The sequence below is a fragment of the Mesorhizobium sp. L103C119B0 genome, from assembly GCF_000502235.1.
Classification (GTDB): domain Bacteria; phylum Pseudomonadota; class Alphaproteobacteria; order Rhizobiales; family Rhizobiaceae; genus Mesorhizobium.
Genome location: NZ_AYXE01000014.1, coordinates 209,873 through 228,937, shown reverse-complemented (window position 1 = coordinate 228,937; position 19,065 = coordinate 209,873). Strand labels below are relative to the sequence as shown.

At 61.7% G+C, this 19,065-nt stretch carries 17 protein-coding genes, 1 tRNA gene and 2 pseudogenes; 16 read left to right on the top strand and 4 right to left on the bottom strand.

Annotated elements, in window-relative coordinates; translation table 11 throughout:
• Nucleotides 1-3: 3 nt before the first annotated feature.
• Complete coding sequence (gene dapA / locus X728_RS144350; protein ID WP_023832471.1) at nt 4-885, bottom strand: 4-hydroxy-tetrahydrodipicolinate synthase; 882 nt, start codon at nt 883-885, stop codon at nt 4-6.
• A gap of 278 nt (nt 886-1,163) precedes the next feature.
• Between dapA and X728_RS144355 the strand changes: the two genes are divergently transcribed.
• A complete protein-coding gene (locus X728_RS144355) occupies nt 1,164-3,197 on the top strand; it encodes a lytic transglycosylase domain-containing protein (protein ID WP_023832470.1) in 2,034 nt (677 codons plus the stop codon).
• A 275-nt stretch (nt 3,198-3,472) separates the two neighbouring features.
• Nucleotides 3,473-4,375 carry an alpha/beta hydrolase gene (locus tag X728_RS144360; protein ID WP_023832469.1) on the top strand — a complete coding sequence of 301 codons (903 nt, stop codon included), beginning with the start codon at nt 3,473-3,475 and terminating at the stop codon, nt 4,373-4,375.
• A gap of 59 nt (nt 4,376-4,434) precedes the next feature.
• On the opposite strand, the gene X728_RS144365 is transcribed toward X728_RS144360, so the two are convergent.
• Together X728_RS144365 and X728_RS0135875 are read right to left on the bottom strand one after the other, a co-directional pair.
• Entirely contained in the window at nt 4,435-5,511 is a 1,077-nt protein-coding gene (locus X728_RS144365) for a site-specific integrase (RefSeq protein WP_023832468.1), read from the bottom strand.
• A gap of 240 nt (nt 5,512-5,751) precedes the next feature.
• Nucleotides 5,752-6,837, bottom strand: a pseudogene (locus X728_RS0135875) (porin); the annotation flags it as partial.
• A 488-nt stretch (nt 6,838-7,325) separates the two neighbouring features.
• Here X728_RS0135875 and X728_RS144375 point away from each other — a divergent pair.
• The 4 genes and pseudogenes from X728_RS144375 to X728_RS0135860 all read left to right on the top strand — a co-directional run bounded on the left by X728_RS144375 (nt 7,326) and on the right by X728_RS0135860 (nt 9,391).
• Nucleotides 7,326-7,416: transfer RNA gene (locus X728_RS144375), tRNA-Ser, on the top strand.
• 270 nt (nt 7,417-7,686) lie between these two features.
• Nucleotides 7,687-7,929 carry a GIY-YIG nuclease family protein gene (locus X728_RS144380; protein WP_023832465.1) on the top strand — a complete coding sequence of 81 codons (243 nt, stop codon included), beginning with the start codon at nt 7,687-7,689 and terminating at the stop codon, nt 7,927-7,929.
• 122 nt (nt 7,930-8,051) lie between these two features.
• A pseudogene (locus X728_RS1000000169335) lies at nt 8,052-8,255 on the top strand (porin); the annotation flags it as partial.
• 2 nt (nt 8,256-8,257) lie between these two features.
• Nucleotides 8,258-9,391 carry a porin gene (locus tag X728_RS0135860; protein WP_023832464.1) on the top strand — a complete coding sequence of 378 codons (1,134 nt, stop codon included), beginning with the start codon at nt 8,258-8,260 and terminating at the stop codon, nt 9,389-9,391.
• 76 nt (nt 9,392-9,467) lie between these two features.
• Here X728_RS0135860 and X728_RS144385 read toward each other — a convergent pair whose 3' ends face one another.
• Nucleotides 9,468-9,650, bottom strand: coding sequence for a hypothetical protein (locus X728_RS144385; protein ID WP_023832463.1), 183 nt, complete (start codon nt 9,648-9,650; stop codon nt 9,468-9,470).
• Here X728_RS144385 and X728_RS144390 point away from each other — a divergent pair.
• From X728_RS144390 to X728_RS144435, 10 genes are all read left to right on the top strand, one after another.
• The gene (locus tag X728_RS144390) at nt 9,649-10,761 is read left to right on the top strand and encodes a pyridoxal phosphate-dependent aminotransferase (protein ID WP_023832462.1); all 1,113 of its coding nucleotides are present in this window, start codon (nt 9,649-9,651) and stop codon (nt 10,759-10,761) included. The genes X728_RS144385 and X728_RS144390 overlap by 2 nt on opposite strands.
• Nucleotides 10,762-10,917: 156 nt before the next feature.
• Complete coding sequence (locus X728_RS144395) at nt 10,918-11,202, top strand: acylphosphatase (protein WP_023832461.1); 285 nt, start codon at nt 10,918-10,920, stop codon at nt 11,200-11,202.
• 69 nt (nt 11,203-11,271) lie between these two features.
• Nucleotides 11,272-11,916, top strand: coding sequence for a TetR/AcrR family transcriptional regulator (locus tag X728_RS144400; protein ID WP_023692832.1), 645 nt, complete (start codon nt 11,272-11,274; stop codon nt 11,914-11,916).
• On the top strand, nt 11,885-13,048 hold the full coding sequence (locus X728_RS144405) for an isovaleryl-CoA dehydrogenase (protein ID WP_023687268.1): 1,164 nt from the start codon (nt 11,885-11,887) through the stop codon (nt 13,046-13,048). Before X728_RS144400 ends, X728_RS144405 begins: the two co-directional genes overlap by 32 nt.
• A gap of 107 nt (nt 13,049-13,155) precedes the next feature.
• The gene (locus X728_RS1000000169330) at nt 13,156-13,980 is read left to right on the top strand and encodes a DUF1444 family protein (protein WP_196815099.1); all 825 of its coding nucleotides are present in this window, start codon (nt 13,156-13,158) and stop codon (nt 13,978-13,980) included.
• A gap of 8 nt (nt 13,981-13,988) precedes the next feature.
• Nucleotides 13,989-15,596 carry a carboxyl transferase domain-containing protein gene (locus X728_RS144415; RefSeq protein WP_023832459.1) on the top strand — a complete coding sequence of 536 codons (1,608 nt, stop codon included), beginning with the start codon at nt 13,989-13,991 and terminating at the stop codon, nt 15,594-15,596.
• A 2-nt stretch (nt 15,597-15,598) separates the two neighbouring features.
• Nucleotides 15,599-16,129 (top strand): O-acetyl-ADP-ribose deacetylase, encoded by a 531-nt coding sequence (locus X728_RS144420; RefSeq protein ID WP_023832458.1) that lies wholly within the window; start codon nt 15,599-15,601, stop codon nt 16,127-16,129.
• Nucleotides 16,130-16,249: 120 nt separating this feature from the next.
• On the top strand, nt 16,250-16,624 hold the full coding sequence (locus X728_RS144425; protein ID WP_023832457.1) for a hypothetical protein: 375 nt from the start codon (nt 16,250-16,252) through the stop codon (nt 16,622-16,624).
• Between the two features lie 45 nt (nt 16,625-16,669).
• Complete coding sequence (locus X728_RS144430; RefSeq protein WP_023684512.1) at nt 16,670-17,047, top strand: hypothetical protein; 378 nt, start codon at nt 16,670-16,672, stop codon at nt 17,045-17,047.
• A gap of 49 nt (nt 17,048-17,096) precedes the next feature.
• Nucleotides 17,097-19,058, top strand: a complete 1,962-nt coding sequence (locus tag X728_RS144435; protein WP_023832456.1) for an acetyl/propionyl/methylcrotonyl-CoA carboxylase subunit alpha — start codon at nt 17,097-17,099, stop codon at nt 19,056-19,058.
• The last annotated feature ends 7 nt before the right edge of the window (nt 19,059-19,065 follow it).

Sequence of the window (19,065 nt, the reverse complement as noted above, 5' to 3'; positions counted from 1 at the left end):
TCCTTAATTTATCAAGCCGGCGTGTTTCATCGCCGCATCGATCTTCTCGGCGGTCGACGCCTCGATGGTCACCAGCGGCGAGCGCACCACGTTCTCGACCTTGCCAATTTTCGACAGCGCGTATTTGACGCCGCACAGGCCGGGCTCAAGGAAGATGGCCTTGTGCAGCGGCAGCAGACGGTCCTGCAATTCCAGCGCCTTGGCGCTGTCACCGGACAGTGTGGCTTCCTGGAATTCGGCGCACAGCCGCGGCGCGACATTCGACGTCACCGAGATGCAGCCGACGCCGCCATGGGCGTTGAAGCCGAGCGCCGAGGCATCCTCCCCTGAAAGCTGGATGAAATCCTTGCCGCAGGTGGCGCGCTGTTCGGACACGCGCTCGACCTTGCCGGTGGCATCCTTGACGCCGACGATGTTCTTGAAGTCGTGCGCCAGCCTGCCCATCGTCTCCGGCATCATGTCGATCACCGAGCGCGGCGGGATGTTGTAAATGATGATCGGCAGCTTGGTCGCCCTGGCGACGGCAGCGAAATGCTCGTACAAGCCGCGCTGTGTTGGCTTGTTGTAATAAGGCGTGACGACCAGAGCGGCGTCGGCGCCCGCCTGCTCGGCGTACTGCACCAGACCGACCGCTTCAGCGGTGTTGTTGGAGCCGGCGCCGGCGACGACCGGAGCGCGGCCCTTGGCCACATCGATGCAGACCTTGACGACATGGCGATGCTCGTCATGCGACAGCGTCGGCGACTCACCGGTGGTGCCGACCGGGACGAGGCCCGTCGTGCCCTCGCCAAGTTGCCATTCGACGAAAGCGCGAAAGGCTTTCTCGTCGAAACGTCCGCTCTTTTCGAACGGCGTCACGAGCGCAGTAAGCGAGCCTCTCAGCATGTCGTCCAACTCCTTGGAACTTGTTTGTTTATGCGTATCATCGTCCCAAAACCGGTTCCCGCTTTTGGGCGACATGCATCGGGCGCCTTCTAGCCGAAAGCGAAGCCGCGCACCATAGTCTCGACACTGTTGCGCGGCAAGCATGCCGATGGTGCCAGCAAGCGCAATTCGAACGGCCTCGATAACCCTTTGTTTACGAGCTCTTCACGACCTAAGTCTAGGCTCTCGGGCACCTGGGCTTGCCATCTAAAGTGCCGCAACAGGGAAAGATCAGGATCATGCCGGCCAGTCGGCCACTCCGCTTCATATTGCTTGGCGCCGTTGCCCTGCTGATAGTGGGGACGGCGGCAAACGAGAGCGTCGACGAGCAGACGACCTCATCGATCCCGATGCCTGACATGCAAGATGGAGCGCAGACCGATGCGCCCTCCGCCAATATCGCCGTGTTGAAAGGCAGTCTCGACGCGTTGGCGACCGGCGATATCGCCGCGGCACGAGCGGTGCGCGAAACATTGCCGGCCAGTTCGCTGGACCGCCATATCCTGGCCTGGGCGATCGCGCTCTATGGCGGCGACCGTGTGCCGAGCAGCGAGATTGCCGATACCGCAAAGATGTTGCCGAATTGGCCGGGCACCATCGCTCTGCGCAAGAACAGCGAGCGCGCGCTTTATCGCGAAAACCCCTCGCCGCAGACCGTGGTGAAAGCCTTTGACGGCAGCCAGCCGCTGACCTTTCAAGGCGTGGTCATCCTTGCCCGTTCTTATTTAGCTCTTGGCAACACCAAGGCTGCGCTTTCCGTGCTGTCGCCATTCTGGCGCACCGAGAAGCTGGAAGCCAGGGACGAGGCGGCCGTCAGCAAGGAGTTTGGCGCCATCATTCCGGCTGCCGACCATCGTTTCCGCATGGAACGGATGTTTTATGCCGACCGGGAGAATTCGGCGCTGCGGGTCGCAGCCCTTGCCGGCGCGCAACCGCTGGCCGATGCCTGGGCCGCCGCCTCGCGTGGCGACAAGAACGCGGCCAAGCTGTTGAAAGCAGTGCCTGCCGCACAGCAATCGGCCGGCTATTTCTTCGCGCAAGCCGAATATCTGCGCAAGCAGCGGAAGTTTGCGGACGCCGCCGCGGTGGTAATGAAAGCGCCAACGAACCGCGACGCGCTGGTCGATCCCGATGCCTGGTGGGTCGAGCGCCGCGTGCTGTCGCGCGCGCTGGTCGATCAGGGCGACTGGAAGACCGCTTACAAGATCGTTGCCGCGCACGCCGCCGAAAGTCCCGCGAGTGCCGCCGAGGCGGAATTCCACGCCGGCTGGTATGCGCTGCGCGGCCTCAACGATCCTGCGATGGCCTCGACCCATTTTGCCCGCATCGCCGATCTCGCGCAGGGACCGATGTCGCTGTCACGCGCCTATTACTGGCTTGGCCGCGCGGCGGAAGCCGGCGGTCCCGGCAATGCGAAGGATTATTTCACCAAGGCGGCGGCCTATGGCACCACTTTCTACGGCCAGTTGGCGGCGGAACGGGTTGGCTTGCGCACGCTGAACATCGTCTATCCCGAGCCAAGCACTGCCGACCGCCAAAGCTTTGACGGCCGCGAAGCCGTCAGCGCCATCAAGCGGCTGCAGGAGGCGGGCTACGACCGCTATGCCGAGACGCTTTACCGCGACCTCGCCGGGCAGTTGACCAGCCCCGGCGAGCTGGCGCTGCTTGCGGTGCTGGCGGAAAAGCAAGGTAATCATTTCATGGCGCTGAAGATCGGCAAGATCGCCGGCGCGCGCGGCATCGATGTCGGCGCGCTGTCGCATCCGCTGGGCGTCATTCCCGACACCGCCGACATATCCGGCTCGGGCAAGGCGCTGGCCTATGCGATCGCCCGCCAGGAAAGCGAATTCAATGTCGGCGCCGTCTCCAGCGCCGGCGCGCGCGGCCTGCTGCAGCTGATGCCGGGCACCGCCAAGCAATTGGCGAAGAAGGCAGGACTGAGCTTTTCCCAGGATCGGCTGACCAGCGATGCCGGTTACAATGCGACGCTGGGGGCTGCCTTCCTTGGCGAGCAGCTCGACCGCTTCGGCGGCTCCTATGTGCTGACCTTCGCCGGCTACAATGCCGGCCCTAACCGCGCCAGCCAATGGGTAGCCAAGTACGGCGACCCGCGCGGCAAGGGCATCGACGCCGTCGTCGACTGGATCGAGCGAATTCCCTACACCGAAACAAGAAGTTACGTGCAGCGCGTGATGGAGAATTACGAGGTCTACAAGATGCGCATTTCGGGGAAGTACGATATCGTTGGGGATTTGGTGAACGGAAGAGGCTGAGGCCGCAGAGCTGTCGCCACGGGCAGACGTTGGCGATCCTTCGCGCACCCTTGCCGGCCATCTCCCCCACGAGTGGGGAGATCAGCTGTCATTGCCGATTTCGCCGATCTCCAACGTCGAAGGAAGGGCGTAGCGCCTGAACCGCCAATCTCCCCCCTCGTGGGGGAGATGTCTGGCATTTCCAAGAGTGTCAGCTTGCTGACAACCCTCGATTTGACCGCTCCCACCCTCGCCTGTAGCAGACGGAGACAATCCGGACAGGGAGTCCTTTTAATATGTCGAGCACCGACGGCTTCTCCGACTTTTTCTACACCGCGCCGGACGGGCTCAAGCTTCACGCCCGCGTCTATGGCGAGACCAATTCGGCAGACTGGCAGGTCGTTTGCCTGCCCGGCCTGACCCGCAACGCGCGCGATTTCCATGAGCTGGCGCTTTATCTGTCGCAGCGAACCGACAATCCGCGCAAGGTCATCGCCTTCGACTACCGTGGCCGCGGCCAGTCCGCTTACGATCCTGATATCGGCCACTACAATGTCGGCATCGAAGCCGGCGATGTCCTCGCCGGACTGGCCGCTCTGAACGTCGAGGAAGCGGCCTTTATCGGCACCTCGCGCGGCGGGCTGATCATCCACGTGCTCGGCGCGCTGCGGCCGGCCGCGCTGAAAGCCATCGTGCTGAACGACATCGGACCGGTGATCGAGGCCGCGGGGCTCGCCTATATCCAAACCTATCTCGACCCGGCACCGAAACCGAAGAGCCGCGCTGAGGCGGTCGATGCCCAACGCGTCGCTCACGGCGCGGATTTTCCCGCTCTGACCGCAGCGGATTGGGAGCGGATGGTGTCGGCCCTCTACCGCGAGACGGGCGAAGGTCTCCTGCTGCCGGATTTCGACCCGCGGCTGGTCGAGACGGTGGCGGGCCTCGACCTCAGCAAGCCGTTGCCGGATCTGTGGCCGCGGTTCGAGGCGCTGGCGGCGATACCTTTGCTTGCCATTCGCGGCGCCAACTCGAAACTCTTGTCGGCCGACACACTCGACGAGATGCAAAAGCGTCATCCCGGCATGGAAGCGATCACCGTCGAGGGCCAGGGTCATGCCCCCTTCCTGGAGACAGGCAATCTGCCGGGCGCTATCGCGGCTTTCCTGGATGAAGCGGAATGTTTGGATCGGATAAAGTAAACCCCAAGATCAACTCTGATCCTGGGGCTGTCGTGGCAGTATATGAAAGCCTTGGGTAACTATTTGGCTTTCGAGCTTTTCCGGGGCGCCTTGGGTGCCTTCGCCGCTGCCGCTTTACTTTTTTGAGCAGGCGCTGGCACTGAGGCCGTGGTCAGCGGCGATGCGAAGGCCGAGCTTTTTCCATCGCCGGATAACCCCTCGCCGCGGGGCGTTTCCAGCACGACGACGCAACCGTCGAGATCGTTGGTGGCCAGATGCGCATAGCGCATGGTCATCGAAAGCGTCTGGTGGCCGAGCCACATCTGCACGCGGCGGATGTCGATGCCGCCCTGGACCAGACGCGAGGCACAGGTGTGACGCAAGATGTGCGGCACCACCTGGTCGTCGGCGCCGAGACCGACTTCGGCCTTGGCATCGTTCCAGATGGCGCGAAATTGTGCCTGGCTGAGTTTGGTGAACGGACCCTTGGGCCGGCGGCCCTCTGACGGGGGCAGTTTGATCACCTCTTTGACCCGCTCGGTCATCGGGATGGTGCGGCTGCGGCCGGATTTGGTGATCCAGAACGAGACGCGGTGTTCCTGAATGTCGTTCCAGATCAGTCCGAGCGCCTCGCCGAGACGGCATCCGGTGTCCACGAGAAAGCACGAAAGACGATAAGCATCCTCGCTGCGGGTCCTGATGGCAGCGAACAGCCTTGCTTCTTCGTCCCTTTCGAGGAAACGAATCCGTCCCGCCCGCTCCTTCTGGCGGCGGAACTCGGGCAGGCTGTGGATATCCCCCATCTTGTAAGCCTTGCGCAGCAGTTTGCTGAGGGCAGCCATCTTTCGATTGATGGTTGCATTGCTGTTGCCGCGCTGGCGCAAGGTGCCGATAAGATTATCAAGGGTGCTCTGGTCAAAGGCGCTGAACCGTTCTCCGAGGAGAATCTCGTCTATTTCGCCGATGAAGGAGCTGACATTGTATTTATGTCGCCCATCATCCCAGAGTATGTCTCGGTACGCTGAAAAAAGCTCTCCGACCCGGTGCGACTTTACTTCTCTGATCTTGTTGTAGCTGTATTTTATCTTCGCAGTTTGAGAAGAGAACATTGAGAAATGCTCGGAGGGGTCGCCCTCTTGTATCGCTTCGATGGTCATAAATTGCCACACCCCCGAGTGGATAGAGTCAGACCTACCCGCTTGGAAGCGTCCTTTCAAGAGATTTAATCACGCAGTTGTGAATTCATCCGCCCATCAGCGGATCCCACGAACTCACCCTACGGACTGTTCAGCTGCCGATTCCCCCTGTTCCTTCTGCTTGTCTTGTCCAGTCACGAAACAAAAACAGCCCGGGCGTCGAAGCGCCCGGGCTGGTATTCACCTGTATAGAACCAGCCCTTAGAACGAGCGCTGGAAGCGGAGCATGCCGCCGATGGCGTCGTCGTCCCGTGCATCGGTCCAATCGGAGTCGCCAACGTTGATGTAGTCGACTTCGGCCGTGACCGTGAGGCCGGGGACGACGTCATAGGCGATGTTCGCCGCGGCGCCGAAGTTCTTGTCTTCGTCATACGAAAGCTGGACGTTGAACGAGGTCTTCTCGTTGATGGTGTAGGTGCCACCACCCCAGACTGCCCAGTTGCCGCCCCACTGCTTGTAGAAGCCGCGGCCGCCGGCCGGGATTGCCCAGGTCGGATCCGACAGATTGTCGTCGGTGCCATAGCCGCCAATGATAAACAGCGACAGGTTCTGCATCGGGGTGATGTCCAAACGAACCTTGCCAGCGACTTCTTCGTAGTTGCTGTCGTAAGCAATGACGCCGGTGATGGCGCCCCAGCCCTGCGTGTACTTCAGACCGCCGACGACATGCGGAACATAGCTGTCGATGGTGCCGACGACGCCGGCGCCTTCTTCGAGCGAGAGGACGGCGGAGAAGCCGTTGCCCGCATCGAAGTAGTACTGGATGACGTTGGTGTCGAAGCCGCCGTAAGGAACCAGCGTATCCTGGATGACGTTGCCGGCGTAGCCGATGAACGTATTGAAGGCCGATTCGTCTTTACCGACGCGGAGACCACCGAGCTGGATCCAGGCGAAGTTCAGCGAAACGCTCTTCATGCCGGCCGGATTGCTATCGAAAGCGGTTTCATCGATGTCGGTGGTGGCCGGATCATCAGCGATGTTGGTGGCGTACCGATTGTTGTTGCCGAAGTTGAAGCGGGTCTCGGTGTAGGTCTTCAAGGTGCCGAGTTCGGTTTCCTGGTTGGTCCAGGTCTTGAAGGTGGCGCGGGCATTCTTGTACCAGGTGTCCTGCGCGTCACCATCTTCGTGGTCGAGCGACTCCGCACCCGTGAATGCGCCGACGTCGCCAGCGCCGATGTCGTAGCGGACATAGCCGCCGATGCGCAGGCAGGTTTCGGTGCCGGGGATGTAGAAGTAGCCCGAGCCGTAAACGTCGCAAATCTTGACGTATTCAGCCGGTTCCGGCTCGGNAGGACAGCGTTCCCTGCCCCATCCCCACTACCGAAAAAGATGCGCACCGCGCCGCTCCTTCGAAATCGACATTACCCATGAGGCGGCGACGTTCAACCACGATCGTACCGGAAAAAGGGCTGTGCGGGTGCTATCCCCCGGCGTTGTTGCACAAATGACACGATTTGGCCTCAGTCAGAAAGCTCTCATTAACTATCGAGGGCCCGGAAGTCTTTGCCGCAGCGCCGGAATGCGGCCGAATCCGGCGATGAACGGCCGAGATTGCGGCCATGTCGCCGACTCGCCAGCCAGGGAACCGCCGCAGAATCGCCGCATGCAAAAGGCGGCGCTGCGACCGAATCCGGAATTTTCAGAGATAATGTCGCCGGCTTGTTGATTGTGCCCGCGCTTTTCTTTATCCAGCGGCGCAACGGAGAGGTGGCCGAGTGGTCGAAGGCGCTCCCCTGCTAAGGGAGTAGAGGTCAAAAGCTTCTCGTGGGTTCGANGGAGAGGTGGCCGAGTGGTCGAAGGCGCTCCCCTGCTAAGGGAGTAGAGGTCAAAAGCTTCTCGTGGGTTCGAATCCCATCCTCTCCGCCATCCTGCTTCGCTCTTCGAGCTTCGCAGGACAAGCCCAACCCTCAGCGCGAAGCAGGATGGCGGAGAGGATGCCCTCCGAAGCCTTGGCGTAGGAGGGCCGGACCGTGTGGTGTGCTACGTGCCGCACAGCGTAAGCCCAGAGAATCCCTCTGCAAAATTCGATGGAGTCCTGCTTCGCTCTTCGAGCTTCGCAGGACAAGCCCAACCCTCAGCTCGAAGCAGGATGGCGGAGAGGATGCCCTCCGAAGCCTTGGCGTAGGAGAGCAGCTCATGTGGTATGTGTATCTTCTGGAGAGTACGGCTGCGGAAGGCGAACGCTATATCGGCATAACGACGGACCTGAAACGACGGCTTGTCGAGCACAATGCGGGGAAATCCAGCCATACATCCAAGTTTCTGCCGTGGCGGATCGTCACCTATATGGCCTTTTCGAACCAGGCCAAGGCAGCTTCATTCGAGCGCTATCTCAAATCCGGTTCAGAGCATACTTTCGCCAACAAGCGCCTGTGGTGATGGCCGCATCACCTGCCGCAAAGTCCATTTTTTCAATAAACTTCAACAATAACAATTGATTACAGCGAAAACGCCTGTCGCTGGCTTCACTGTCTTGTTCGATTCTGACTGGAGGTCAGAAAATGAACATTAAGAGCCTTCTCCTCGGCTCCGCTGCGGCCTTGATCGCAGTTTCCGGTGCGCGCGCCGCCGACGCCGTCGTCGTCGCCGAGCCGGAACCGGCTGAATACGTCAAGATTTGCGACGTTTATGGCTCGGGCTACTTCTACATCCCCGGCACCGAAACCTGCCTGCGCATCGGCGGCTATGTCCGCTACGACATCGGCGNCTGATCGCAGTTTCCGGTGCGCGCGCCGCCGACGCCGTCGTCGTCGCCGAGCCGGAACCGGCTGAATACGTCAAGATTTGCGACGTTTACGGCTCGGGCTACTTCTACATTCCCGGCACCGAAACCTGCCTGCGCATCGGCGGCTATGTCCGCTACGACATCGGCGCCGGCGACGTCGGCTCGTTCGACGGTGCGAGGTCCTTCGACCATAAGGATGGCGACGAGCAGGACACCTTCTACAAGAACGCCCGCTTCACGCTGAAGACCTGGACCGGCCAGGAAACCGAACTCGGCACCTTGAAGACCTACACCGAGACCCGCTTCAACTTCGGCAACCGCAACGGCTACCCCTCGGCAGACGATCCGACTACCGAAGCAGACGAGTTCAACTCCAACCCTGCCGGCAACAAGAACGTTTCGCTGAACTTCGCCTGGATCCAGCTCGGTGGTCTGCGCGTCGGTAAAGACGAATCGGCCTTCGACACGTTCATTGGCTACGCCGGCAACGTCCTTCAGGATACGCTCGTTCCCTACGGCGACTTCGACACCAACGTCGTCCAGTACTACTTCGATGCGGGCAACGGCTTCTCGGCCGTGGTCTCTCTCGAAGAAGGCTCGGGCTTCGACACCATCGACAGCTACGTTCCGCATGTCGTCGGCGGCGTGAAGTACACGCAGGGCTGGGGCGCCATCACCGGCGTCGTCGCTTATGACAGCAACTATGAAGAAGTCGCCGGCAAGGTTCGGTTGGACATCACCCCGATGCAGAACCTGTCGCTGTTCATCATGGGCGGCTACGGCACCGACGACAATTTGACGGACTCGAGCTATGCGATCGACGCTGGCGGCCGCGGCTTCTACAAGCAGTGGGGCGGCAACTGGGCTTTCTGGGGTGGTGGCACCTACACCATCAACGAGAAGACCTCGTTCAATGCTCAGGTCTCCTATGACGAATGGAAGAACCTCGGCGTCGCTGCGAACATCGCCTACGACGTTGTTCCCGGCTTCACGGTCACGGCCGAAGTCGACTACCTCAACGCAGGCAAGTTCGACGACGCCAACTTCTCCAACTTCACCAACGCCGACAAGAAGAGCAGCATTGGCGGTCTCCTCCGCTTCCAGCGCTCGTTCTAACCGGCAGAGCCTGGCTGAAAATCGAACCCGGCGGGCAACCGCCGGGTTTTTCTTTTTGAAGCATCCGTCGCCATAGTCATTGGCTGCAGTGCTGGCCTTCAAAAGGCTGCCGCCTACCGGCGGTCAGGTCGTAGAGCGTGGCCACCCGCGCCGATTTCATCACGGGCGTCATGGCCACTATTTCCAGCCGCGCCAGAACTTGCGCCGTCCTATTGGGCACGCTAGCAAGAAGGCCCATCTTCTCGTGAGCCTTTGCCATGCGCCAGCGCCCTGCCCTCACGCCGCTTGTCGGCGCGCTTCCCTCGACGGTGCCGTTTGTCGGACCGGAAGCGCAGGAGCGCGAGCGCGGACGTGCTTTTCGCGCCCGCATCGGCGCCAATGAAAGCAGCTTCGGGCCTTCGCCGCGCGTTATCGCCCGTATGGAGCGCGTCGCGCGTGACCAGTGGATGTATTGCGATCCCGACAATTACGATCTGAAGCAGGCTGCGGCCCGCCATCTCGGCGTCGGCGCCGAAAACGTCGTCGTCGGCGAAGGCATAGACGGGCTGCTCAGCCTGGTGGCGCGCATGTATGTCGCGCCCGGCGACGCAGTGGTCACCTCGCTCGGCGCCTATCCGACCTTCAACTTCCACATTGCCGGCGTCGGCGGCCGGCTGGTCACGGTGCCTTACGAGAACGACAAGGAAAGCCTGGACGGCCTGCTCAAGGCAGTCATCAAGGAGAAGGCGCCGCTGGTCTATCTCTCCAATCCGGACAATCCGATGGGCAGCTGGTGGGAAGCAGGAGATATCACCCGCTTCGTCGAAGCGTTGCCGGAAACCACCATGCTGGTGCTCGACGAGGCCTATGGCGAATTGGGGCCGGCCTCGGCGCTGCCGCCGATCGATGTCGCGCGGCCCAACGTCATCCGCATGCGCACCTTCTCCAAGGCATACGGGCTGGCCGGCATTCGCTGCGGCTATGCGGTGGCGGAAGCCGAGGTGATCCGCGATTTCGAGAAGATCCGCAACCATTACGGCGTCAGCCGCATGGCGCAGATCGCCGGCGTCGAGGCGCTGGCCGACCAGGACTGGCTGCACAGCGTGGTGGCGCGAGTTGCTGCCGGCCGCACACGTATAGCCGGGATTGCGGAGACGAACGGGCTGAAGCCGCTGCCATCGGCGACCAATTTCGTCACCATCGACTGCGGCCAGGACGGCGCCTTCGCGCTGAAAGTGCTGCAAAACCTTTTGTCGCGCGACGTTTTCATCCGCAAGCCGATGGCGCCAAGGCTCGAACGTTGCATCCGGGTCAGCGTCGGCCTCGATCATGAACTCGACATCTTTGCCGAGGAACTGCCCGGCGCACTCGCCGCGGCGCGGGGAAACTAGCCCCGCCGATTGCCATCGCAACAGAGCCTGCCGAGGCCGCCAAGGCCAAAACAGAATCAGCCGCGACCCCGACTCCGTCGATCCAGCAGCAATCCGACACTCAAGCCTGTTGCTTTCGTCCGATTCCGCGCCAGTTTCTGTGCATGGGAGGCAACGATGGATGACCGGCAAAAGGCGGTGCAGGCGAGCGTGCATGGTAAGGTGCAAGGCGTCGGCTACCGGATGTGGGCGCGAGGCGAAGCGACAGGGCTTGGCCTCGTAGGTTGGGTACGCAATGAACGAGACGGCACCGTGACGGCCTCGATTGCCGGTGCCGATGCTGCGGTTTCCACAATGATCGAACAGCTCCGGCAAGGGCCAAGGGGAGCTTCGGTTTCGAAGGTCGAGACCGAGGAATTCGAACTCCTCGACGCGCCCATCGACTTTCGGATCATCGTCTAGACGGAACCACTTTATTGCCGCTTGAATTAATTGAACGTTCGTTTTATTACTAGGTATCGGGAGACGTTCATGGCACGCACAACGGGATCCGACGGCGAAAAAACTGAAGCGGCCGTCCGGGAGGCTGCGGTCAGCCTGATCGCCCGCTTCGGCTACGAGGCAATGTCGATGCGGCAGCTTGCCGCCGAGGTCGGCGTCCAGGCCGCCGCGCTCTACCGCTATTTTCCGACCAAGGAAGACCTGCTGTTCACGCTGATGCGCGAACATATGGAAGGGCTGATCGAAGCGTGGGACGCCGCACGCCCCGACGCTGCCGATCCGGCAACGCGGCTTGCCGCCTATGTCGAAAACCACATCGCTTTCCACATCGAGCGCCGCCACTCCACCCATGTCTCGAACATGGAATTGCGCAGCCTGTCGCATGACCGGCTGACGCAGATACTGCGCATGCGCACCGCCTATGAGAAGGAGTTGCGCGCCATCCTGCGCGACGGCGCGGAGGCCGGCGCCTTCAGTGTCGATGACACCGGGCTCACTGCCATGGCCCTGATCCAGATGATGACCGGCGTCATCGTCTGGTTCCGGCCGGGCGAGCGGCTGTCGATGGCTGAAGTCACGGCGACATATCTTTCAATGACAATGCGCCTGGTTGGCGCGAAGATCGAAATCGGGGAGGAACGGCATGTACACGAACACACTCAGCTTCGGGCATGACGAGGACATCGAGGCGCTGCGCGATCTGGTGCGCCGCTTTGCCCAGGAGAAAATAGCGCCGATCGCTGCCGAGATCGACCGCAGCAATCAATTCCCCACGCATCTGTGGAAAGAGCTCGGCGCGCTCGGCCTTCTCGGCATCACCGCCGATCCCGATTTCGGCGGCAGCGGCATGGGCTATCTTGCCCACGTCATTGCGGTGGAAGAGATTTCGCGCGCCTCGGCCTCGGTTGGTCTCTCCTACGGCGCCCATTCGAACCTCTGCGTCAACCAAATCAACCGCTGGGCGACGCCGGCGCAGAAGGAGAAATTCCTGCCGGCATTGTGCTCGGGCGAAAGGGCAGGTGCGCTGGCCATGTCGGAATCGGGCGCCGGCTCCGACGTCGTCTCGCTCAAACTGCGCGCCGAAAAGCGCAACGACCGCTATGTGCTCAACGGCTCGAAAATGTGGATCACCAACGGCCCCGACGCCGAAACGCTGGTGGTCTACGCCAAAACCGATCCGGAGCGGAAATCGCACGGCATCACCGCCTTCATCGTCGAAAAGACGATGGCCGGCTTCTCGGCATCGCCAAAGCTCGACAAGCTCGGCATGCGCGGCTCCAACACCGGCGAACTGGTGTTCGACAATGTCGAGGTGCCCTATGACAATGTGCTGCATGAGGAGGGCCGCGGCGTCGAGGTCCTGATGTCGGGCCTCGACTACGAGCGCACCGTGCTCGCCGGCGGACCGCTCGGGCTCATGGCGGCCTGTCTCGACGTGGCGATCCCCTATGTGCATGAGCGCAAGCAGTTCGGCCAGCCGATCGGCGAGTTCCAGCTCGTGCAGGGCAAACTTGCCGACATGTATTCGACGATGAACGCCGCGCGCGCTTACGTTTATGCTGTCGCGGCTGCCTGCGATCGCGGCCTGACGACACGCAAGGATGCCGCTGGCTGCGTGCTGTTTGCCGCCGAAAAAGCGACGCTGATGGCGCTCGACGCCATCCAGCTGCTTGGCGGCAACGGCTATACCAACGAGTATCCGACCGGCCGGCTGTTGCGCGACGCCAAGCTCTACGAGATCGGCGCCGGGACCAGCGAAATCCGCCGCTGGCTGATCGGGCGCGAGATCATGGCGGAAGGGGTTTAGTGCCTGCCAAGATGGCAGGCTGTAGTTTTGCGGGTATCGAGAGACAAGTAGGGCGATAGATGGTTACGTCATCGGGGCATCCAGTCACAAGGCGGGGGATATTTGCAATGGCTTTGTTTTCCACAATCGCTGGCTTTCTCGGGCGCGCGAAGGCTCAGAAGCGTCGCTTTTCTAATATGGCGGAATTCAGAGAGCTCGTAATTGCCGAATTCAAGCGGCAGCCGGGTGTCGATAGCGCTGTCGCAGACCCATCGGATCCTGCAAAAATCGGTGCAAAACTCGATGGCGCAGAAGTGACGGCAGACGTCACAAACGTGTTCGGGCACTTGAACTCATACCCCGACGAAGACGCCGATGCGGCCATACGCAGGCTAGTCCGAGGCCTCGCCGAAATACGATCTAGGGCGAGTGAAGAAAGTCTGATCGCGGTGATACGGACCCAGCAGTATGTCGAGCACCTCAGATCGATGGGTTTGGATTTATTGTGCGAACCGCTGGTTGGTGAAATTGCGGTCGTATACATGGCCGACCTTCCCGATTCAGTCTCACCTGTTGCTCCGAAGGACTTCCCCGGCCGGGCGCTTTCGGATTTGCGCGATGTCGCACTAGACAATGTGAAGAAATGGCTGCCGAAAATTGTCTCCGACGGCCAGATTGGCACATTTTATCTCTATTACGTCGACGGCAATACGATGCTCTCCACGAGCCTTGTGCTGCTCGACGAGTTCTGGCTGTCGATCAAAGCACAGTTTCCCGGCGATGTTTTATTTGCGCTGCCGCGCCGGGATCAATTGTTCATCTTCGATGCGAGCAATCCGAAGGCCCAAAGCGCGGCCAGACAGATGATCGACGTCACGTTCAAGGATGGCTTCAATCTGCTATCCGATAAAATTTTCGAACGCCGCAACGGCAAACTCCTAGCGCAGGTGTAGAGATCGATATGGCCGTACTTCAAACCCAGATCTCCCCTTCCTCCGAAGCCTTTCGCGCCAACACCGAGCGCATGCGGGCTCTGGTTTCCGACATTGCGGACAAGGCGGCAAGCGTCGAGCGCGGTGGCTCGGAGGAGGCGCGCGAGCGTCATGTTTCGCGCGGCAAGCTGTTGCCGCGCGAGCGGCTGGCGCAGTTGCTCGACACCGGCTCGCCTTTCCTCGAGATCGGCCAGTTCGCGGCATGGTCCATGTATGGCGAGGAGATTTCCTCGGCCGGCCTCGTCGCCGGCGTCGGCCGTGTCGAAGGCACCGAGGTGATGGTCGTGGTCAACGACGCCACGGTGAAGGGCGGCACCTATTATCCGCTCACGGTGAAGAAGCACTTGCGCGCACAGGAGATCGCGCTGCAAAACAATCTACCTTGCGTCTATCTGGTCGACAGCGGCGGCGCCAACCTGCCTAATCAGGACGAGGTGTTTCCCGATCGCGAGCATTTCGGCCGCATCTTCTACAACCAGGCCAACATGTCGGCGGCCGGCATTCCGCAGATCGCCTGCGTCATGGGCTCATGTACTGCGGGCGGCGCCTATGTGCCGGCAATGTCGGACGAGACGATCATGGTGCGCAACCAGGCGACCATTTTTCTCGGCGGCCCGCCTCTGGTGAAGGCGGCTACGGGTGAAGATGTCAGCGCCGAGGAGCTTGGCGGCGCCGACGTGCACACCAGGCTGTCCGGTGTCGCCGACCACTATGCGCTGGACGACGAACATGCGCTGGCCGTCTGCCGGCGCATCGTCAAGAACCTCAACCGGCGCAAGACCGTAAGCCTGAGCTTACAGGAACCCGCGCCGCCGCTTCACGATCCGCGTGAACTCTATGGCATCGTGCCGACGGATTTGCGCCAGCCCTATGATGTGCGCGAGGTGATCGCGCGCGTCTTCGACGGCTCCGAGTTCGACGAGTTCAAGCAGAATTACGGCACCACGCTGGTCACCGGCTTTGCCCATCTTCAGGGCATGCCGGTCGGCATCATCGCCAACAATGGCGTGCTGTTTTCCGAAAGTGCTGTGAAGGGCGCGCATTTCATCGAGCTGTGCTGCCAGCGCAAGATCCCGCTGATCTTCCTGCAGAACATCACCGGCTTCATGGTCGGGCGAAAGTACGAGGCCGGCGGCATCGCCAAGGACGGCGCCAAGCTGGTGATGGCGGTTGCCACCGCCAAGGTGCCGAAGGTGACGATGATCATCGGCGGGTCGTTCGGCGCCGGCAATTACGGCATGTGCGGACGCGCCTACTCGCCGCGGTTCCTGTGGATGTGGCCGAATGCGCGCATTTCGGTGATGGGCGGCGAACAGGCGGCGACCGTGCTGGCGGTGGTCAAGCGCGAGGGAATCGAGCGCAAGGGTGGTGAATGGAGCGCGGACGAGGAAGCGAAATTCAAAAAGCCGATCCTGATGAAATACGAGCATGAGGGCCATCCGCTCTACTCCTCGGCGCGGCTATGGGACGACGGCATCATCGACCCGGCGAAAACGCGCGAGGTGCTGGCGCTCAGCCTGTCGGCCGCGCTCAACGCCGACATCGAGGAAACGAAGTTCGGCGTGTTCAGGATGTAGTGATGAGCAAGCTCGGCCAACGGATACATGTCCACACCGGCGACATCACCAGGCTTGCGGTCGATGCCATCGTCAACGCCGCCAATTCCTCGCTGCTGGGCGGCGGCGGCGTCGACGGCGCCATTCACCGCGCCGCAGGCCCGGAGCTCGAATTCGAATGCCGGATGCTGAACGGCTGCAAGGTCGGCGAAGCAAAGCTTACCAAGGGCTATCACCTGCCGGCACGTTACATCATCCACACGGTCGGACCTGTCTGGCAAGGCGGCGGAAAAGGCGAAGCCGGGCTGCTCGCCTCCTGCTATATCAGGTCGCTCGAAATCGCCGCCGCCAGGGATTGCCGGACCGTGGCATTTCCGGCGATCTCCACCGGCATCTACCGTTATCCGAAAAATGAGGCGACGCAGATTGCCGTTGGCATCGCAGCTACCTTCGTCGGACAGAACTCAACGCCCGAAACAGTTATTTTCTGCTGCTTCGACGAGCCAACAGCTCAACTATACCGACAAGCCGTTGCTGCCATTGAAGGATGCTAGTCTGCATGGATAAGATGGTTCATCCACCTACGCAAAAGCAATTTTCGGTGAGCAGGCTGGCGGCACTGGAGAATAGACGCTATTGTTCATCCCGCATTGGGCAACGGGGATGGGGTAAAGATGAGGCCGAAATATTCGGGAAAAACGACTGCGTGGGTACTTGCAGTCTTGCTTATATTTGCGGTACCCGGCGTTGGCGCCGCGGCATCGCTGGCGGGAAGCAAAGGCGACATCCATTTCTATCCGTATTTGCCGAAAAGCCCGAAAGACCAGTGCACCATGGCTTACAACGCCTATGTGGCCGCCGGCGGCCATTCGGCCTATGCGACCACGCCCTATGCCCGGATCCGTTCGTTGTACATCATCTGCGGCTCGGGCTTGAATGCACCGTCACAGAAGGCTGCCGAAGAACGGGCGATGAAATCCTGCAAGTCCGCCCGCAGCCATTACAAGGTCATTACAGGGGCTGGCTGCGAAGTTGCGGCATCGAAGTAGGCCGACAAGCATCGGCTTGGGCATTTTTCAAATGGGCGGCGCAAGATGAAATCGACACGCATCAAACGAATTACTGTATCGATGCTTGCCGGCCTGCTCGTATTTACGGCACCCGGTATCGGGGCGGCTGGATCGCTGGCGGGCAGCAAGGGAGACACCCGATTCTGGCCTCCGTTGTCACTGAATCCAAAGGAGCCCTGCACGAAGTCGTACAACGCCTATGTCGCGGCGAGTGGCCACTCGGCCTACGCGACCACATTCTACTCGCGCGTCGACGATCTTTACATCATCTGCGGTGCGCGGCTGAACGCGCCATCTCAGAAGGCCGCGGAAGAGTTGGCGTTGCGAAGCTGTCAGGTTGGCCTGAAAAAGTGGAAGGTTCAGACCGCGAGCGGCGGCTGCAAAATCGCGGCTTCGAAATAGGCTCATTCCTGCCAGACCGGCGCCGCCCGAGACAAACCCGGGAGGCTCCATGTTCGCCAAGATCCTGATCGCCAATCGCGGCGAGATCGCCTGCCGGGTGATACGCACGGCCAGGAAGATGGGAGTGCGCACCGTTGCCGTCTATTCCGACGCGGACGCCAAGGCCCTGCATGTCAAAATGGCCGACGAGGCAGTGAGTATCGGTGCCTCGCCGGTCGGCGAAAGCTATCTGCGCGGCGACAAGATTGTTGCGGCGGCGCTGGCGACCGGCGCCGAAGCAATTCACCCCGGGTACGGCTTCCTCTCGGAAAACCCCGATTTCGTCGACCTGGTGGTGGCGGCGGGGCTCACATTCATCGGCCCGTCGGCCGCCTCGATCCGCGCCATGGGGCTGAAGGATGCGGCCAAGCGGCTGATGGAAAAGGCCGGCGTGCCGGTGGTGCCGGGCTATCATGGCGAGGCGCAGGAGATCGTGCTGCTGGCGTCCAAGGCGCGTGAGATCGGCTATCCCGTGCTGATCAAGGCGCGCGCCGGCGGCGGCGGCAAGGGCATGCGCCGCGTCGAACATCCCGAAGATTTTTCGGAAGCGCTGTCAGGCGCACGGCGCGAGGCCAAGGCCGCGTTCGGCGACGATCGCGTGCTGGTCGAAAAATACGTCGACAAGCCGCGCCACATCGAGGTCCAGGTGTTCGGCGACAATTTTGGCAATGCCGTGCATCTCTACGAGCGCGACTGCTCGGCGCAGCGCCGCCACCAAAAGGTGATCGAGGAAGCGCCGGCGCCCGGCATGACGCTGGCGCTGCGCGAGGCGATGACGGAAGCGGCGGTCAAGGCCGCCAAGGCGATCAGCTATTCCGGCGCCGGCACCATCGAATTCATCGTCGATGCCTCGCAAGGGCTGAAGGCCGACCGCTTCTGGTTCATGGAAATGAACACCCGCCTGCAGGTCGAGCATCCCGTCACCGAAATGGTCACCGGCACCGACCTGGTCGAGTGGCAGTTGCGGGTAGCCGCCGGCGAAAAGCTGCCGAAGACGCAGAGCGAAATCACGCTTTCCGGCCACGCCTTCGAGGCGCGCATCTATGCCGAGGACGCGGCGAAAGGGTTTCTGCCGGCGACCGGCACGCTGCATCACCTGGCGTTTCCCGACAACGCGCCCGAAGGCGCCAGCATGCGCATCGAGACCGGCGTGCGGGCCGGCGATGCGATCTCGCCCTTCTACGATCCGATGATCGCCAAGCTGGTCGTCCACGCCAAGGACAGGCAGGCGGCACTCGATGCGCTCGGCACTGCGTTGTCGCAGACCGAGATTGCCGGGTCGACCGTCAACACCGCGTTTCTCGCGGCACTTGCCGCGGACGCCGATTTTTCGGCCGGTGATGTCGATACCGGCCTGATCGGCAGGCATCAGGAAGCGCTGACCGCGGTCGCCCCGCCGCGCAGCGAGATCGTTGCCGCGGCGGCCCTTGCCGCGGCGGGCGCCGGTGCCTTGCCGCCGTCGAACGATCCGTGGTCGTCGCTTGCCGGCTATGCGCATTTCCACAGCGTTGCGCGCCGCACGCGCCTGCGCCATGGCGAGGACGATATACTGGCGCGTGTTTCAGTGCGGCCGGACGGGCGCTTCGAGGTGGCGCTGGACGCGCCCTATGACAGCGTCAATTCGCATGATCTTCGCGCCGCCCCTCGCGTTGCCCGCTGGCCAGGCCACGTCACCGTGTTCGAAGGCGCGGTCGGCTACAGTTTCCTCGTCCCGGATCCGCTGGCGCGCACCGACGAGGCGGCCGCCGCTTCCGGCAGCCTGCGCGCGCCGATGCCAGGCGTGGTCAAGCTGGTGCGCGCGGCAAAGGGCGAAAGGGTGATCAAGGGCCAGCCGCTGTTGATACTGGAAGCGATGAAGATGGAGCACACGATCGCCGCCAGCCATGACGGCGTGATCGCGGAAATCGCCACCGAGGGCGCGCAGGTCACCGACGGAACGGTGCTGGTGCGCTTCGTTGACGAGGCTGCATAGCCGAGGC

What these genes read in the sequence shown, in the direction of transcription:
- dapA (WP_023832471.1), bottom strand. Translation starts at nt 885, where the DNA reads ATGCTGAGAGGCTCGCTTACTGCGCTCGTGACGCCGTTCGAAAAGAGC.
- X728_RS144355 (WP_023832470.1), top strand. Translation starts at nt 1,164, where the DNA reads ATGCCGGCCAGTCGGCCACTCCGCTTCATATTGCTTGGCGCCGTTGCC.
- X728_RS144360 (WP_023832469.1), top strand. Translation starts at nt 3,473, where the DNA reads ATGTCGAGCACCGACGGCTTCTCCGACTTTTTCTACACCGCGCCGGAC.
- X728_RS144365 (WP_023832468.1), bottom strand. Translation starts at nt 5,511, where the DNA reads ATGACCATCGAAGCGATACAAGAGGGCGACCCCTCCGAGCATTTCTCA.
- X728_RS144380 (WP_023832465.1), top strand. Translation starts at nt 7,687, where the DNA reads ATGTGGTATGTGTATCTTCTGGAGAGTACGGCTGCGGAAGGCGAACGC.
- X728_RS144390 (WP_023832462.1), top strand. Translation starts at nt 9,649, where the DNA reads ATGCGCCAGCGCCCTGCCCTCACGCCGCTTGTCGGCGCGCTTCCCTCG.
- X728_RS144385 (WP_023832463.1), bottom strand. Translation starts at nt 9,650, where the DNA reads ATGGCAAAGGCTCACGAGAAGATGGGCCTTCTTGCTAGCGTGCCCAAT.
- X728_RS144395 (WP_023832461.1), top strand. Translation starts at nt 10,918, where the DNA reads ATGGATGACCGGCAAAAGGCGGTGCAGGCGAGCGTGCATGGTAAGGTG.
- X728_RS144400 (WP_023692832.1), top strand. Translation starts at nt 11,272, where the DNA reads ATGGCACGCACAACGGGATCCGACGGCGAAAAAACTGAAGCGGCCGTC.
- X728_RS144405 (WP_023687268.1), top strand. Translation starts at nt 11,885, where the DNA reads ATGTACACGAACACACTCAGCTTCGGGCATGACGAGGACATCGAGGCG.
- X728_RS1000000169330 (WP_196815099.1), top strand. Translation starts at nt 13,156, where the DNA reads ATGGCTTTGTTTTCCACAATCGCTGGCTTTCTCGGGCGCGCGAAGGCT.
- X728_RS144415 (WP_023832459.1), top strand. Translation starts at nt 13,989, where the DNA reads ATGGCCGTACTTCAAACCCAGATCTCCCCTTCCTCCGAAGCCTTTCGC.
- X728_RS144420 (WP_023832458.1), top strand. Translation starts at nt 15,599, where the DNA reads ATGAGCAAGCTCGGCCAACGGATACATGTCCACACCGGCGACATCACC.
- X728_RS144425 (WP_023832457.1), top strand. Translation starts at nt 16,250, where the DNA reads ATGAGGCCGAAATATTCGGGAAAAACGACTGCGTGGGTACTTGCAGTC.
- X728_RS144430 (WP_023684512.1), top strand. Translation starts at nt 16,670, where the DNA reads ATGAAATCGACACGCATCAAACGAATTACTGTATCGATGCTTGCCGGC.
- X728_RS144435 (WP_023832456.1), top strand. Translation starts at nt 17,097, where the DNA reads ATGTTCGCCAAGATCCTGATCGCCAATCGCGGCGAGATCGCCTGCCGG.